Origin of the sequence: Nocardia sichangensis (genome assembly GCF_047200615.1) — a bacterium.
GTDB lineage: Bacteria > Actinomycetota > Actinomycetes > Mycobacteriales > Mycobacteriaceae > Nocardia > Nocardia sichangensis.
The window spans coordinates 316,873-333,280 of sequence record NZ_JBJZOK010000003.1; the positions used below are offsets into that span (position 1 = coordinate 316,873).

Below are 16,408 nucleotides of genomic sequence, written 5' to 3' on the forward strand. Positions count from 1 at the left end.
TTGGACCGGCTGGATTTCGGCGGAAACGGCGAAACTGGTGGCGAACGGGCACACGCTGCGTCTGGGGTAGCACCCGAGGTGTCGGGTGCGTTCCCGTTGTCTCCCGCTCAGCTGGGCATCTGGTACGCGCAGCACGTCGACCCGCAGGTGCCGGTCACGATCGCGCAGTACGTCGACCTGCACGGTGAGCTGGATGTCGATGTGCTCGAGCGGGCCAGCATCGACGCGTCGCACGAGTTGGGTTCCGGGTTCCTGCGGATCGTCGAGCGCGATGGCGAGCCGCTGCAGTTCGTCGACCATTCGATCGCCGATTACGACAAGGTCGTGTACGTCGATCTGCGCGGCGAGGCCGATCCGGCGGCCGCCGCGATGGCGTGGATGCGCGCGGAGTACAGCCGTCCGTTCGACCTGCTGAACGATCGGTTGATCAAGGTCGCGGCGCTGCAGCTGGCCGACGATCATTGGTACTGGTATTCCCGCTCGCATCACGTCGCGCTCGATGGCTTCGGCGCGATGACCTATGTGAATCGCATCGCTGAGCTCTACACCGCCTATGTCGACGGGGTCGAACCGGCTGTTTCCAAGGCAACCGACCTGCACACGCTGTATGAGCAGGAGATCGCCTATCGGGAGAGTTCCCGCTTCGCCTCCGACAAGGAGTATTGGGCGCAGCGGGTGGCGGGGCTGGAGGAAGGCACCAGCCTGACCGGCCGTTCCGCGCCGCCCGCCGCGATCAACGGCATCGCCAGCGCCGCGCTGTCGGACGAGCAGAACACCCTGCTGGACGCGGCGGTCGCGCGGCACGATTCCTCGCCCGCCGGTCTGTTGCTGGCCGGTTTCGCCGCGTATCTGGCGCAGTGGAACGGCGTCGAGGACGTCATTCTCAGCCTGCCGGTGACCGCGCGCACTACCGCGGCGATGCGCCGCTCGGGCGGCGTGTCGTCGAACATCGTGCCGCTGCGGCTGCACGTGGGCCACGACACGACGGTGTCGGGGCTGCTCAAGCAGGTGGCGGTCGAGGTGTCCGGCGCGTTGCGGCACCAGCGGTACCGGCACGAGGACATCCGCCGCGACGCGGCCGGTGACGGTGTGGTGACCACGGAGTTCTTCGGGCCGTGGGTCAACATCATGCTGTTCGGTGACGAGATCGCGCTCGGCCCGATGGTCGGGCAGCTCAGCGTGCTGTCGACCGGCAGCATCGAGGATCTCGGCGTCAACTTCTACCAGTCGGTCGCGGGCACGCGATCGCACATCGACTTCGAGACCAACCCCAACCTCTACACCGAGGACGAGGCGCGCCGCCACCACGGCCGGTTCCTGGAGTTCTTCGATCGCTTCCTCGCCGCCGAGGCGGACGCCGGCGTGTGGGGGCTTCCGGTCGCCACCGCCGAGGAGCGTGAGCGGACGCTGCTGGAGTGGAACGACTCCGAGCAGGACGTCCCGGAGACCACGCTCGCGGCGCTGCTGGACGCGCAGATGTCGCGGACCCCGGACAACATCGCCCTCGACTTCGAGGGCGCTACCTTGACCTACGCGGAGTTCGACGCGCGGGTCAACCGGCTGGCTCGTTTCCTGATCGCCGACGGCGTGGGCCCGGAGTCGCTGGTCGCGCTGGGCATGCGCCGCTCGCTGGAGCTGGTGATCGGCATGCACGCGGTGCTGAAGGCCGGTGGCGCGTACGTGCCGATCGATCCGGATCATCCGGCCGAGCGCACCGCCTACATCCTCGACAGCGCCGCGCCGGTGTGCGTGCTGACGCACTCGGCCGACGAGCTGGAGCTGCCGCAGGCGGTGCGGCGGGTGGAGATCGACACCCTGGATACCTCGGCGTACTCCGCCGACCCGGTGACCGACGCCGACCGCCTGGCCCCGCTGCGTCCGGACAACACCGCCTACGTCATCTACACCTCGGGTTCGACCGGCCGCCCCAAGGGCGTCGCGGTCACCCACCACGCGATCGTCAATCAGCAGCTGTGGATGCTCGACGAGTACCGGCTGACCGCGCAAGACGTGTACCTGCAGAAGACGGCGACCACGTTCGACGTGTCGCTGTGGGGTTACTTCCTGCCGCTGATGGTGGGCGCGAAGCTGGTCATCGCGTCGCCGGACGGGCACCGCGACCCGCTGTACGTGGCGGAGATGATCGCCCGGCACGGGGTCACCGTGACCGACTTCGTCCCGTCCATGCTGACAGTCTTCGTCGCGCACGCTACGCAGGCCCAATGCGCGACGCTGCGGGCGGTTTTCGTGATCGGCGAGGCGTTGCCGCCGGAGACCGCGGCCGGCTTCCGCGCCATCACCGACGCGGGGCTGCACAACCTGTACGGCCCGACCGAGGCCGCGGTCTCGGTGACCTACTGGGAGGCGACGGCCGCCGACACGGTGACCGTGCCGATCGGTATCCCGGAGTGGAACGTCCAGGTCTACGTGCTGGATTCGCGGTTGCGCCCGGCCGCGATCGGCGCGCCCGGTGAGCTGTACCTGGGCGGGCGTCAGCTCGCCCGCGGCTACCGCGGCCGTCCCGACTTGACCTCGGATCGCTTCGTCGCGAACCCGCTGTCGAGCACGGGCGAGCGGATGTACCGCACCGGCGACCTGGTGCGCTGGAACGAAGCGGGCACGCTGGAATACATCGGCCGCACCGACTTCCAGGTGAAGTTCCGCGGCCAGCGCATCGAGCTGGGGGAGATCGAGACCGATCTGCTCGCCCACCCCGCGGTCAGCCAGGCCGTCGTGCTGGTGGTGGACACCGCGACCGGTCAGCAGCTGGTGGCCTACGTCGTGCCCGCTCCCGGTCACAGCGTGGAACCGGTGGAGCTGACCAGGTTCGCCGCCGAGCAGCTGCCCAGCTACATGGTGCCCGCGTCGATCATGGTGCTGGACGCCTTCCCGCTCAACACCAGCGGCAAGCTGGACCGCAAGGCGCTGCCGGAGCCGGTGTTCAGCGCCGACGCCGGCGACTTCCGCGCGCCGCGCACCCAGGCCGAGCAGATCGTGGCGGGCATCTTCGCCGACGTGCTCAGCCAGGACCGCGTCGGCATCGACGACAACTTCTTCGACCTGGGCGGCAACTCGCTGGTCGCCACCCAGGTGGTGGCGCGCATCGGCGCCGCGTTCGGCACCCAGATCGGGGTGCGCGCGCTGTTCGAGACCCCGACCGTCGCCGGTATCGCCGCGCGCGCGGAAAACGCCGTGCCCGTGGGCGAATCGCGTCCGCCGCTGGTGGCCCAGCAGCTGCCGGAGCGGGTGCCGCTGTCGCTGGCACAGCAGCGTATGTGGTTCATCAACCAGTTCGACCCGACCGTGCCGACCTATAACCTGCCGTTCGTGGTGCGGTTGCGCGGCCAGGTGGACCTGGAAGCGTTGCAGTCGGCGCTGCTGGACGTGGTCGAGCGGCAGCAGTCGCTGCGCACGATCTTCCCCGAGTCCGGCGACGGCGGCTACCAGCAGGTGCTCCCGGTCGACCAGGTCGATCTCGGCATCGAGGTGCAGCCGATCGACGAGGCCGAACTGCACGGCGCGCTGGCCGAATTCGCCGCGCGCGGCTTCGACGTCTCGACCGAGCTGCCGATCCGGGTGCGGGTCTTCGCGGTCACCGGCGGGCGTGGCAACGGCGCGGCGGACTACGCGCTGGCGTTCGTCGTGCACCACATCGCGGCCGACGGCTTCTCCTTCGGCCCGCTGGCGCGCGACGTGGCCGCCGCCTACCTGTCCCGCAGCGCGGGCGAGGCGCCGAGCTGGGCGCCGCTGCCGGTGCAGTACCAGGACTTCAGCGTGTGGCAGCGGGAGCTGCTCGGCGCGGAATCCGATCCCGCGTCCATGGCGGCGCGCGAGATCGCCTATTGGCGCAGGGCATTGGCGGGCCTGCCGGATCAGCTCGACCTGCCCGCGGACCGCCCGCGCCCGCCGGTGCAGAGCTTCCACGGCAGCCGGGTGAGTTTCGACATCGACGCCGAGTTGCACCGGCGGCTGGTCGCGCTGGCCCGCGCGCAGGGCGTCAGCCTCTTCATGGTCATGCACGCCTCGCTGGCCGTGCTGCTGGCCCGGTTGTCCGGCACCAGCGACATCGCGATCGGCACCCCGGTGGCCGGGCGCGGCGAGCAAGCGCTCGACGACCTGATCGGCATGTTCGTCAACACCCTCGTGCTGCGTTCGGAAGTGGACGGCAGCGAGTCGTTCGCCGAATTCCTCGGCCGCACCAGGGAAACCGATCTCGCCGCGTTCGCGTTCGCGGACGTGCCGTTCGAGCGGCTGGTCGAGGTGCTCAACCCGACCCGCTCGCAGGCGCGGCACCCGCTGTTCCAGGTGATGCTGTCGTTCCAGGAGATGTCGCACGCGACCCTGGAACTGCCCGGGCTCTCGGTCACCGCCGACGAGCTCGAGGTCGACATCGCCAAGTTCGACCTGCAATGGACGGTCACCGAGGAACGCGGCGCGAACGGTGAGCCCGCAGGCATGGGCGCGGTCATCTCCTTCGCCACCGACCTGTTCGACGCGCCCACCGTCGCCGAGTTCGGCCGCCGCTACCTGCGCGTGCTGGAAGCCGCCGTCGCCGCGCCGGGAACCACGGTGCGCGACATCGAGATCCTCGACGAGGCCGAGCGCGCCCGGGTGCTGACCGAGTGGAACCACACCGGGCACGACGTCCCCGCCGCCACCGTGCTCGAGCTGTTCGAAGAGCAGGTGCGGGGCAGGCCGGACGACCCGGCCGTCCTGTTCGACGGCGGCACGCGCGGCGCGGAGGAGTTCGGCGCGCCGATCGAGCTGACCTACGCCGAGTTCGCCGCGCGGGTGAACCGCTTGGCGCGCAAGCTGATCGACGCGGGCGTCGGCCCGGAGACGTTGGTCGCGGTCGGCATCCGCCGCTCGGTGGACATGCTGGTGGCGATCTACGCCACGCTGACCGCCGGTGGCGGCTACGTGCCGATCGACCCCGACCACCCGGCCGAGCGCACCGAATACGTACTCGACAGCTCGTCTCCGGTGTGCGTGCTCACCACCACCGGCGACAACGTCACCGCCGCCGACATCCCGGTGCTGACGCTGGACACCCTGGACCTGAGCGGATTCGGCGACGAGCCCGTCACCGACGCCGAGCGCCGCGCCCCGCTGCGCGCCGCGAACACCGCATACGTGCTCTACACCTCCGGCTCCACCGGCCGCCCCAAGGGCGTCGCGGTCAGCCACGCGTCGGTGGTCAACCAGATCGCCTGGATCACCGCCGAATACCGGATCGGCCCGGCCGACGTGATCCTGCAGAAGACGCCGGTCACCTTCGACGTGTCGGTGTGGGAGCTGTTCGGCACGCTGGCCGTCGGCGCCCGCATGCTGATCGCCGCGCCGGACGGCCACCGCGATCCGATCTACTTGTCGGAGATCATCGGACGGCACCGGGTCACCATGACCTCGTTCGTGCCGTCCATGCTGTCGGTGTTCGCCGGGTCCGCCGACACCGCCGAATGCGCCTCGCTGCGCGCGGTTCTGGTCGCCGGTGAGGCGCTGCCGCCCGCGACCGTCACCGCGTTCCGGCAGTTCTCCACCGCCGCGGTGCACAACCTGTACGGCCCGACCGAGTTCACCGTGCACGCCACCGCCTGGCAGCTCAACGAGGTCGCGCCCACGTCGGTGCCGATCGGCCGCCCGGTGTGGAACGCGCAGAGCTACGTGCTGGACGAGGGCCTCGCCCCGGTTCCGGTCGGCGTGCCCGGCGAGCTGTACCTGGGCGGCGTGCAGACCGCCCGCGGCTACCACGGCCGTCCCGACCTGTCCGCCGAGCGCTTCGTCGCCGACCCGTTCGGCCCGCCCGGCTCCCGCCTGTACCGCACCGGCGACCTGGTGCGCTGGGTGCGTCCGCGCGATCCGGAGGTGGGCAGCGCGGGCGTACTGGAGTACATCGGCCGCACCGACTTCCAGGTGAAGTTCCGCGGTCAGCGCATCGAGCTCGGCGAGATCGAGACCGCCCTGCTCGACCATCCGGCCGTCACCCAGGCCGTGGTGCTGGTCATGGACACCGTCGCGGGCGACCAGCTGGTCGCCTACGTGGTCACCGGCGGCGGTCCCGTCGACCTGGACAGCATCAAGAACGCGCTGCACCGCACGCTGCCCGCGTACATGGTGCCCTCGGCGATCGTGGTGCTCGAGGCGTTCCCGCTGAACGCCTCCGGCAAGCTGGACCGCAAGGCGCTGCCCGCGCCGGTGTTCGAGGTGCGCGAATTCCGCGCCCCGACCACGCCGATCGAGGAGATCGTCGCGCAGATCTTCGGTGAGGTACTCGGTATCTCCCGCGTCGGCGTGGACGACGACTTCTTCGAGCTGGGCGGCAACTCGCTGATCGCCACCCAGGTGGCCTCCCGCCTCGGCATCGCGCTGGACACCAGGGTGCCGGTGCGCATGCTGTTCGAGGCGTCCACGGTCGCGGCGCTGGCCGCGCGGGTGGAGTCGCACGCCGGGGACGGCGCGCGCAAGGCGCTGGTGGCCCGGCACCGTCCGGAGCAGGTGCCGTTGTCGCTGGCGCAGCAGCGCATGTGGTTCCTCAACCGTTTCGACACCTCCTCGGCGGTCAACAACATCCCGGTCGCGATCCGGTTGTCCGGCGATCTGGACATCGCCGCGTTGCAGGTCGCGGTCATCGACGTGATCGATCGGCACGAGTCGCTGCGGACGGTGTTCCCAGAGACCAAAACCGGCCCCGTGCAGGTGGTGCTGGACGCGGCGCAGATCGTGCCGGACCTGACCCCGGTGCGGGTGACCGAGCACAACCTGATCGATCACCTGGTCGAGCTGGCGTCGATGGCGTTCGACGTGACCAGCGAAGTGCCGCTGCACGCCCGGCTGTTCGAGATCAGCGAGACCGAGTACGTGCTGGGCATGGTGGTGCACCACATCTCGGCCGACGGCTGGTCGATGGGCCCGCTGGCCCGTGACGTGATGGTGGCCTACGCCGCCCGCACGTCGTGGGAGGCGCCCGCGTGGTCGGCGCTGCCGGTGCAGTACGCCGACTACGCGCTGTGGCAGCGCGAGGTGCTCGGCTCCGAGGACGACCCGAGTTCGCTGATCGCCAACCAGATCCGGTACTGGACGCGCGAACTGGCCGATCTGCCCGACGAATTGACGCTGCCGTCGGACCGGCCGCGCCCGGCCGTCGCCTCCTACCGCGGCGGCACCTATCCGTTCGTGATCTCCGGCGAGACCCAGCGCGCCCTGATCGAGCTGGGCCGCAGGCACAACGCGTCGCTGTTCATGGTGCTGCACAGCGCGCTGGCGGTCCTGCTCGCCCGCGCCAGCGGCACCAGCGACATCGCCATCGGCACCCCGGTCGCCGGTCGCGGTGAAGCCGCGCTGGACGACCTGATCGGCATGTTCGTCAACACCCTGGTGCTGCGCACCGAGGTGGACGGCGCGATGAGCTTCGCCGACCTGCTCGCCCGCTCCCGCGAGACCGACCTGCACGCCTTCGCGCACGCGGACGTACCGTTCGAGCGCCTGGTCGAGGTGCTCAACCCGGCGCGTTCGCAGGCGCGGCATCCGCTGTTCCAGGTGATGCTGACCTTCCAGAACACCCGGCAGGCCAGCTTGGAACTGCCCGGTCTCTCGGTCAACGGCATCGACTACGACGCCCGGCTGGCCAAGTTCGACCTGCAGCTGACCCTGTCGGAGACGCAGGACGACCACGGCGATTCGGCGGGCATGTCGGCCGAATTCTCCTACGCCCTGGATCTTTTCGACGAGCCGACGGTCGCGGCGTTCGCCCGGCGCCTGGACCGCATCCTCGCGGCCGTGACCGCCGACCCGGACGTCCCGATCGGCGACATCGACCTGCTCGCGTCCGAGGAACGCGCCAGGGTGCTGATCGATTGGAACGACACCGGACATCCGGTGGACCAGGTCGCGACGCTGGTCTCGCTGTTCGACGCGCAGGCGGCGGCGACGCCGGACGCGATCGCGCTGGACTTCGAAGGCGAGCGGCTGACCTACCGCCAGTTCCAGGAGCGGGCCAACCGCATCGCCCGCCAGCTCATCGGCGCGGGCGTGGGCCCGGAATCGCTGGTGGCGCTGGCGCTGCGGCGTTCCACCGAACTGGTCGTCGCGATGTACGCGGTGGTGCAGACCGGCGCGGCTTACGTGCCGCTGGACCCGGATCAGCCCGCCGACCGGATCAACTACATCATCGAGACCGCCCGCCCGCGGATGATCCTGTACCGCTCGGCGGACGGATTCGGCCTGGACCCGCAGCCCGCGGTGACCGCGCTGTCGGTGGAAGGCATCGAGGGCGTGCCCGGTTTCGCCGAGACCAGCGGCGCGCCGATCACGGATGCCGAGCGCACGCGCCCGCTGCGGCCGGAGAACACCGCGTACGTCATCTTCACGTCCGGTTCGACCGGACGCCCGAAGGGTGTTGCGGTCAGCCACGAAGCGATCGTGAACCGGTTGCTGTGGATGCAGCACGAGTACCCGATCGGTCGCGATGACGCGGTGTTGCAGAAGACGCCCGCCACGTTCGACGTGTCGGTGTGGGAGTTCTTCTGGCCGTTGCAGACCGGGGCCAGGCTGGTCGTGGCGCGCCCGGAGGGGCACCGCGACCCGGTGTACCTGTCCCAGATCATCGCCGAGAAGCAGATCACCACGGCGCATTTCGTGCCGTCGATGCTCTCGGTCTTCGTCTCCACGCTCGGCAACGAGAACGGCGACGGACTGCCCGCGCCGCGGCTGCGGCAGGTCTTCGCCTCCGGTGAGGCGCTGCCCGCGCAGACGGCGCAGCGTCTGCGCGAGCTGACCGGCGCGCGGCTGCACAACTTGTACGGCCCGACCGAGGCCGCCGTCGACGTGACCTACCACGAGGCGACCGAGGCCGATACGGTGTCGGTGCCGATCGGACGCCCGGTGTGGAACACCCGCGTCTTCGTGCTGGACAGCCGCCTGCACCCGGTCGCGCCGGGTGTCGCGGGTGAGCTGTATCTCGCGGGCGATCAGCTGGCGCTCGGCTACCTGGGCCGCTCGGACCTGACCGCCGACCGGTTCGTGGCCAACCCGTACGGCGCGCCGGGGGAGCGGATGTACCGCACCGGTGACTTGGTGGCCTGGACGCCGGACGGCGAACTGGATTACCTGGGCCGCACCGACTTCCAGGTGAAGCTGCGCGGTCTGCGTATCGAGCTGGGCGAGATCGAGGCCGCGCTGCTGGCGCAGCCGGGTATCGCGCAATCGGTGGTCGTGCTGCGCTCCGACGCGCACGCGGGCGATCAGCTGGTGGGCTACCTGGTCTGCGAACCGTATGTGGCTGTGGACATCGACGAGGTGAAGTCCGCGCTGGCCGCGGCGCTGCCGGGCTACATGGTCCCGGCCGCGCTGGTCGTGCTGGACGCCTTCCCGGTGAACGCCTCCGGCAAGCTGGACCGCAGGGCGCTGCCCGCTCCGGTGTTCGAGGCCAGGGTGTTCCGCGCGCCCTCGACTCCGATCGAGGAGATCGTCGCGGAGATCTTCGCCGACCTGCTCGGCGTGCCGCGCGTCGGCGTGGACGACGACTTCTTCGAGCTCGGCGGCAACTCGCTGGTCGCCACCCAGGTGACCGCCCGCGTCAGCGCCGCGCTGAACACCGAGGTCGGCGTGCGCGTGCTGTTCGAGGCCCCGACCGTGGGCGCGCTCGCCGCGCGGATCGAGTCGCACGCGGGAAGCGGTGCGCGCCAGGCGCTCACGGCACAGGTGCGTCCCGAGCACCCGCCGCTGTCGCTGGCGCAGCAGCGCATGTGGTTCCTCAACCGCTTCGACATCGGGAGCGCAGCGACCACATCAGGCGCGGCCTCCGCCACCTACAACATCCCGGCCGCGGTGCGGCTGGAAGGCGCGCTGGATCTGGACGCGCTGCGCGGCGCGGTCGCCGACGTGGTCGGACGGCACGAATCGCTGCGCACCATCTACCCGTCTCGCGACGGCGTGGCCTACCAGCGGGTGTTGAACGCCACCAGGGCGATTCCCGAGCTGGACGTGGTCGAGGTGGCCGAGGGGCAATTGCTCGGCGTCCTCTACGAGTTCGTCGAGCGCGGCTTCGACGTGACCACCCAGCCGCCGGTGCGCCTGCGCGCCTACCGGCTCGCCCCGGACGACTACGTGCTGGTCGTGGTGGTGCACCACATCGCCGCGGATGGCTTCTCCATGCGTCCGCTGGTGCGCGACCTGATGACCGCTTACGTGGCGCGGACCTCGGCGGCTGAGCCGGGCTGGCCGCCGCTGGCGGTGCAGTACGTGGACTTCGCGCTGTGGCAGCGCGACACGCTCGGCTCCGAGGACGACCCGACCTCGCTGATCTCCGAGCAGCTCGACTACTGGCGCGAGACGCTGGCCGGGCTGCCCGATGAACTGCGCCTGGCCGGTCGTCCGCGGCCCGCGGTCGCCTCCTACGGCGCGGGCACCTATCGGTTCCGGGTGCCGGGCGAGCTGATCGAAGACCTGAACCGGGTCGCGCAGACGCACGGCAGCACGCTGTTCATGGTGGTGCACGGCGCCTTCGCCGCGCTGCTGGCGCGGTTGAGCGGCTCCGAGGACATCGCCATCGGCATCCCGGTCGCCGGTCGTGGCGAGCAGGCGCTCGACGATCTGGTCGGCATGTTCGTCAACACCTTGGTGTTGCGCGCCGAGGTGGACACCGCCGAGCCGTTCGCCGATCTGCTCGCCCGGGTCCGCGAACGCGACCTGCAGGCGTTCGCGCACGCGGACGTGCCGTTCGAGCGGCTGGTCGAGGTGCTCAACCCGGCGCGTTCGCAGGCGCGGCATCCGCTGTTCCAGGTGATGCTGTCGTTCCAGAACCTCGGCCGCACCGCGCTGGAACTGCCCGGTCTCACCGTCTCCGAGCTGGGCATCGACCAGCCGACGGCGAAGTTCGACCTGCAGCTCACACTCAGCGAGGTCCCCGGGGCCGAGACGGCGATGGACGCCGAACTCGTCTATGCCACCGACCTGTTCGACGGCGTTTTCGCCGGGACGTTCGCCGAGCGGTTCGTGCGCGTGCTGCACGGCATCGCCGCCGATCCGTCGGTCACCGTCGGCGACATCGACCTGCTCGACGACGCCGAGCGGGCCTTGGTGATCGAGCGCTGGAACGCCACCGAATTCCCGGTCGACGCCGCGCTCACCTCGCCGGTCGGCGACGCCGCCGCGACCCTGGTCTCGCTGTTCGAGGCGCAGGTCGCGCGCACTCCGGACAGTCCCGCGGTGACGTTCGAGGGGACGAGTCTGTCCTACGCCGAGTTCGCCCGCCGGGTGCACCAACTGGCGCGCTGGCTCAAGGTCAACGGCGTCGGCCCGGAATCGTATGTGGCACTGGGCATGCGCCGCTCGATCGACCTGGTGGTCGGCATGTACGCGGTGAACGCCGCGGGCGGCGCGTACGTGCCGCTGGATCCGGACCATCCGGCCGAGCGCATCGACTACATCCTGGAGACCGCGCGCCCGGTGTGCGTGCTGACCTCCGGTTCGGACCTGGAGACCACGGTTTCCCGGCAGGTACGCATCGATCAGCTCGACCTGTCGGAGTTCTCCGACGGGCCGCTGACCGACGCCGACCGGCACAAGCCGCTGCGTCCGGCCAACACCGCGTACGTGATCTTCACGTCCGGTTCGACCGGCCGCCCGAAGGGTGTGGCGGTCTCGCACGCCGCGATCGTCAACCGTCTGGTGTGGATGCACGCCGAATACGGCTTGGCGGCCTACGACGTGGTGTTGCAGAAGACGCCCGCGACGTTCGACGTGTCGGTGTGGGAGTTCTTCTGGCCGTTGCAGGTCGGCGCGCGCCTGGTGGTGGCGAAGCCGGACGGTCATCGCGATCCCGCGTACCTGGCGCGGCTGATCGTCGACGAGCAGGTCACCACGGTGCACTTCGTGCCGTCGATGCTGTCGGTGTTCGTCGCCGAGGAGCGCGCGGCCGAATGCACGAGCCTGCGCAACGTTTTCGCGTCCGGTGAGGCGCTGCCCGCGGTGACCGCGCAGAAGTTGCGCGAGCTGACCGGCGCGCGGCTGCACAACCTGTACGGCCCGACCGAGGCCGCGGTCGACGTCACCTTCCACGAGGTGACCGAGGCCGACACGGTGTCGGTGCCGATCGGCGCTCCGGTGTTCAACACGCAGGTGTACGTGCTGGATTCGCGGCTGCGGCCGGTTCCGGTCGGCGTGCCCGGCGAGCTGTACCTCGCGGGCGCGCAGCTGGCGCACGGCTATGTGGGCCGCCCCGATCTGACCACCGAGCGCTTCGTGGCCAACCCGTTCGGCACTGCCGAGCGGATGTACCGCACCGGCGACCTGGTGGCCTGGACCGACAAGGGCGAGCTGGAGTATTTGGGCCGCACCGACTTCCAGGTGAAGGTGCGCGGTCTGCGCATCGAGCTGGGCGAGATCGAGTCGGCGCTGACGGCGCTGGAGTCGGTGGCGCAGGCGGTGGTCGTGGTGCGCACCGACGAGCGGACCGGTGACCAGCTGGTCGCGTACCTGGTGACGGACCCGGACCGGGTGGTGGACGTCGAGTCGGTCAAGGCCGAACTCGGCGCGCGGCTGCCGGGGTACATGGTGCCCGCGGCCTATGTGGTGCTGGACGAGTTCCCGCTCAACGCCTCCGGCAAGCTCGATCGCAGGGCGCTGCCGGAGCCGGTGTTCGAGGCCAAGGTGTTCCGTGCGCCCGCCACGCCGGTGCAGGAGATCGTGGCCGCGACCTTCGCCGAGGTGCTCGGCGTGGAGCGGGTCGGCCTGGACGACGACTTCTTCGAGCTGGGCGGTAACTCGCTGGTCGCCACGCAGGTGGCGGCGCGGCTGGGTGAGGCGCTGACTACGCAGGTGCCGGTGCGCACGCTGTTCGAGGCGTCGACCGTGGTCGCACTGGCCGCGAAGGTGGAATCGGCCGCGGGCGAGGGCGGCCGGACGCCGCTGGTGGCGCGGGAGCGTCCCGAGCTGGTGCCGCTGTCGTTGGCTCAGCAGCGGATGTGGTTCCTCAACCGGTTCGACAACCGCACCGCGGTGAACAACATTCCGGTGGCGCTGCGGCTGAGCGGTGCGCTGGACGTCGACGCGCTGGGTGCGGCGATCGGCGACGTGCTCGCGCGCCACGAGGCGCTGCGCACGATCTACCCCGAGGTGGAGGGCACCGGTTACCAGCGCGTGCTGCCGGTCGCCGAGGTCGCCTTCGAACTGGTCGCCGAGCCCGTCGCCGCGGACGCGCTGCCCGCGCGGATCGTGGAGCTGGCGAGCGTCGGCTTCGACGTGACCGCCGAGATCCCGTTCCGGGCGAGCCTGTTGTCGCTGTCGGCGACTGAGCACGTCGCGGTGCTGGTGCTGCATCACATCAGCGCGGACGGTTTCTCGCTGCGGCCGTTGCTGCGCGATGTCGTGCTCGCCTACACCGAGCGCGCTCGCGGCGAGGTGCCGTCCTGGGCTCCGCTCGAGGTGCAGTACGCCGACTACGCGCTGTGGCAGCGCGAGGTGCTCGGCGCCGAGGACGACGCCGACTCCGTCGCGGCCAGGCAGGTCGCCTACTGGACCGAGCAGTTGCGTGACCTGCCCGACCAGATCGAGCTGCCCGCCGACCGGCCCCGGCCGGAGATCGCCTCCAATGCCGGTGGCACGCACAACTTCTCGGTCGACGCGCAGGTGCACGAGGCGCTGGCCGAGCTGGCGCGCGCCCGCGGCGTGACGCTGTTCATGGTGGTGCACGCCGCGCTGGCGGTGTGGGCGGGCCGGTTGTCGGGCAGCACCGACGTCGCGATCGGCACGCCGATCGCGGGCCGCGGTGAACGCGCGCTCGACGACGTGGTCGGCATGTTCGTCAACACGCTCGTGCTGCGCAGCCAGGTCGAGCCGGGCGCAGGCTTCGACGAGCTGCTCGAGCAGGTGCGCCGCACCGACCTGGCCGCCTTCGCCAACGCCGACGTGCCGTTCGAGCGGCTGGTGGACGTGCTCAGCCCGGCGCGCTCGCAGGCGCACCACCCGCTGTTCCAGGTCGCGCTGACCTTCGAGGCGGCCTCGGCGGCCGCTCTCGGTGCGGTCGCGCTGCCCGGCGGCGTCGAGGTCGCCGCGGTCGAGTTCGATCCGGGCACCGCGAAATTCGACGTGCAGCTCACCGTGGGCGAGGCCGCCGACGGCGGGTTGACGCTGTCGTGGAACTACGCCACCGAGCTGTTCGATCCCGAGACCGTGGCCGCGTTCGCGGATCGTTTCGTGCGCATCCTGCGCGGGGTCGCCGAGGATCCTCGGGCGGCGATCGGCGATATCGATCTGCTCGGCGAGGGCGAGCGGCTGGACGTCTCGCAGCGCTGGGTGTCGTCGGGTTCCGAAAGCGTCGCAGGGCTTTTCGCCGATCCGAACATCACCCTGGTGGGGCTGTTCGACGCGGCTGTGGCCGCGCATCCGCATCGCGTCGCGGCCCGCTTCGGCGTGGAGACGCTGACCTACGCCGAGCTGGACCGGCGCGCGAATGTGCTGGCGCGCAGGCTGATCAGCGACGGCGCGGGGCCGGAGACGCTGGTCGCGGTGATCCTGCCGCGGTCGCTGGATTTGGTGGTGGCGCTGCTGGCGGTGGTGAAGACCGGCGCGGGTTACGTGCCGGTGGACCCGACCTACCCGGCCGAGCGCATCGCCTACGTGCTCGCCGACTCCCGGCCGACCAGCGTGGTGCTCGACTCCACGGTGCAGGTCGAGGTGCCCGCCGGGCTGCCGTCGGTCGTGCTCGACGGATTCGCGGTGGAGACCGGCAACGTCGAGGACGCCGACGACGCCCCGATCACCAACGCCGACCGCAACTCCGCGCTCACGCCGGACAACGTCGCGTACGTGATCTACACCTCCGGCTCGACCGGCCGCCCGAAGGGCGTCGCGGTCGCGCACCGCAACGTGGTGCGGCTGTTCGCGAACACCGACCGCGACTTCGGTTTCGGACCCGACGACGTGTGGACGCTGTTCCACAGCTACGCCTTCGACTTCTCGGTGTGGGAGCTGTGGGGTCCGCTGCTGTTCGGCGGCACCCTCGTGGTGGTCGACTACTACACCTCGCGCTCGCCGGAGCAGTTCCTGGAACTGCTGCGCGCCGAGCGGGTCACGGTGCTCAACCAGACCCCGTCGGCGTTCTACCAGCTGGCCGAGGCCGACCGGAACGCCGCGCCCGACGCCGCCGCTCTGGCGCTGCGGTATGTGGTGTTCGGCGGTGAGGCGCTGGAGCTGCGCAGGCTGTCGGATTGGGTGGCGCGCCACGGCGACGGCACCGGCGCGACGGCTGGCACCGCGCCGCTGCTGGTCAACATGTACGGCATCACCGAGACCACGGTGCACGTGTCCTATCGCGCGCTGGACGCAGCGACCATCGCCGCCGCCTCCGGCAGCGTGGTCGGCCGCGCCATCGCCGGTCTGCGGGTGTACGTCCTCGACAGCAGGCTGCGCCCGGTGCCGGTCGGCGTCGCGGGCGAGATGTACGTGGCGGGCCCGCAATTGGCGCGCGGCTACCTCGGACGCCCGGATCTGTCGGCGACCCGCTTCGTCGCCGACCCGATGGGCGGCACGCCGGGTGGGCGGCTGTATCGCTCCGGCGACCTCGCCCGCTGGAACCGCTTCGGTGAACTCGAGTACCTGGGCCGCGCCGACGACCAGGTGAAGGTGCGCGGCTTCCGCATCGAACTCGGCGAGATCGAGTCCGCGATCCTCGCCCAGCCGGGCATCGCCCAAGCCGCGGTCATCGTGCGTGAGGACCAGCCCGGCGATCAGCGGATCGTCGCCTACGTGGTGTCCGAGCCGGATGCCGAGCCCGTGCTGGACGCGGTGCGCGACGGCGCGGCCGCGCAACTGCCCGCCTACATGGTGCCCTCGGCCGTGGTGCGGCTGGAATGGATCCCGCTGACCGTCAACGGGAAGCTGGACCGTCGCGCGCTGCCCGCCCCGACGGCGACCTCGCGCGCGTTCCGCGCGCCGGTCACGCCGGTGCAGGAGACCGTGGCGGCGGTGTTCGCCGACGTGCTCGGCCTGGAGCGGGTCGGCGTGGACGACGACTTCTTCGACCTCGGCGGCAACTCGCTGATCGCGACCAGGGTGGTCGCCCGCATCGGCGCGGCGCTGGGGACGACGGTCGCGGTGCGCACCCTGTTCGAGGCCTCGACGGTGGAAGCGCTCGCCGCTCGGGTGGAATCGCACGCCGACGGCGCGGCCCGCGCCCGGCTCGTCGCCCGCGAGCGCGCGGCGGGCGAACTGGTGCCGCTGTCGTTCGCGCAGCAGCGCATGTGGTTCCTGAACAAGTACGACACCTCCTCGGCGGCCTACAACCTGCCGATCGCCATCAGGCTCACCGGCGCGCTGGACGTCGAAGCGCTGCGGCTGGCGGTGGCCGATGTGGTGCGCAGGCACGAATCGCTGCGCACCCGTTACCCCGAGCACGGCGGCACCCCGGTCC

General features: G+C 70.7%; 1 protein-coding gene (cut by a window edge). It reads left to right on the forward strand.

Annotation, left to right across the window (positions count from 1 at the left end; translation table 11 throughout):
• Positions 1 to 16,408 carry the 5' end (the start) of a non-ribosomal peptide synthase/polyketide synthase gene (locus ACL03I_RS06045; protein WP_412805316.1) on the forward strand. The gene runs 27,425 nt beyond the window's last position, so the window shows 16,408 of its 43,833 coding nt (coding positions 1-16,408); its start codon is at positions 1 to 3; its stop codon lies off the right edge, out of view.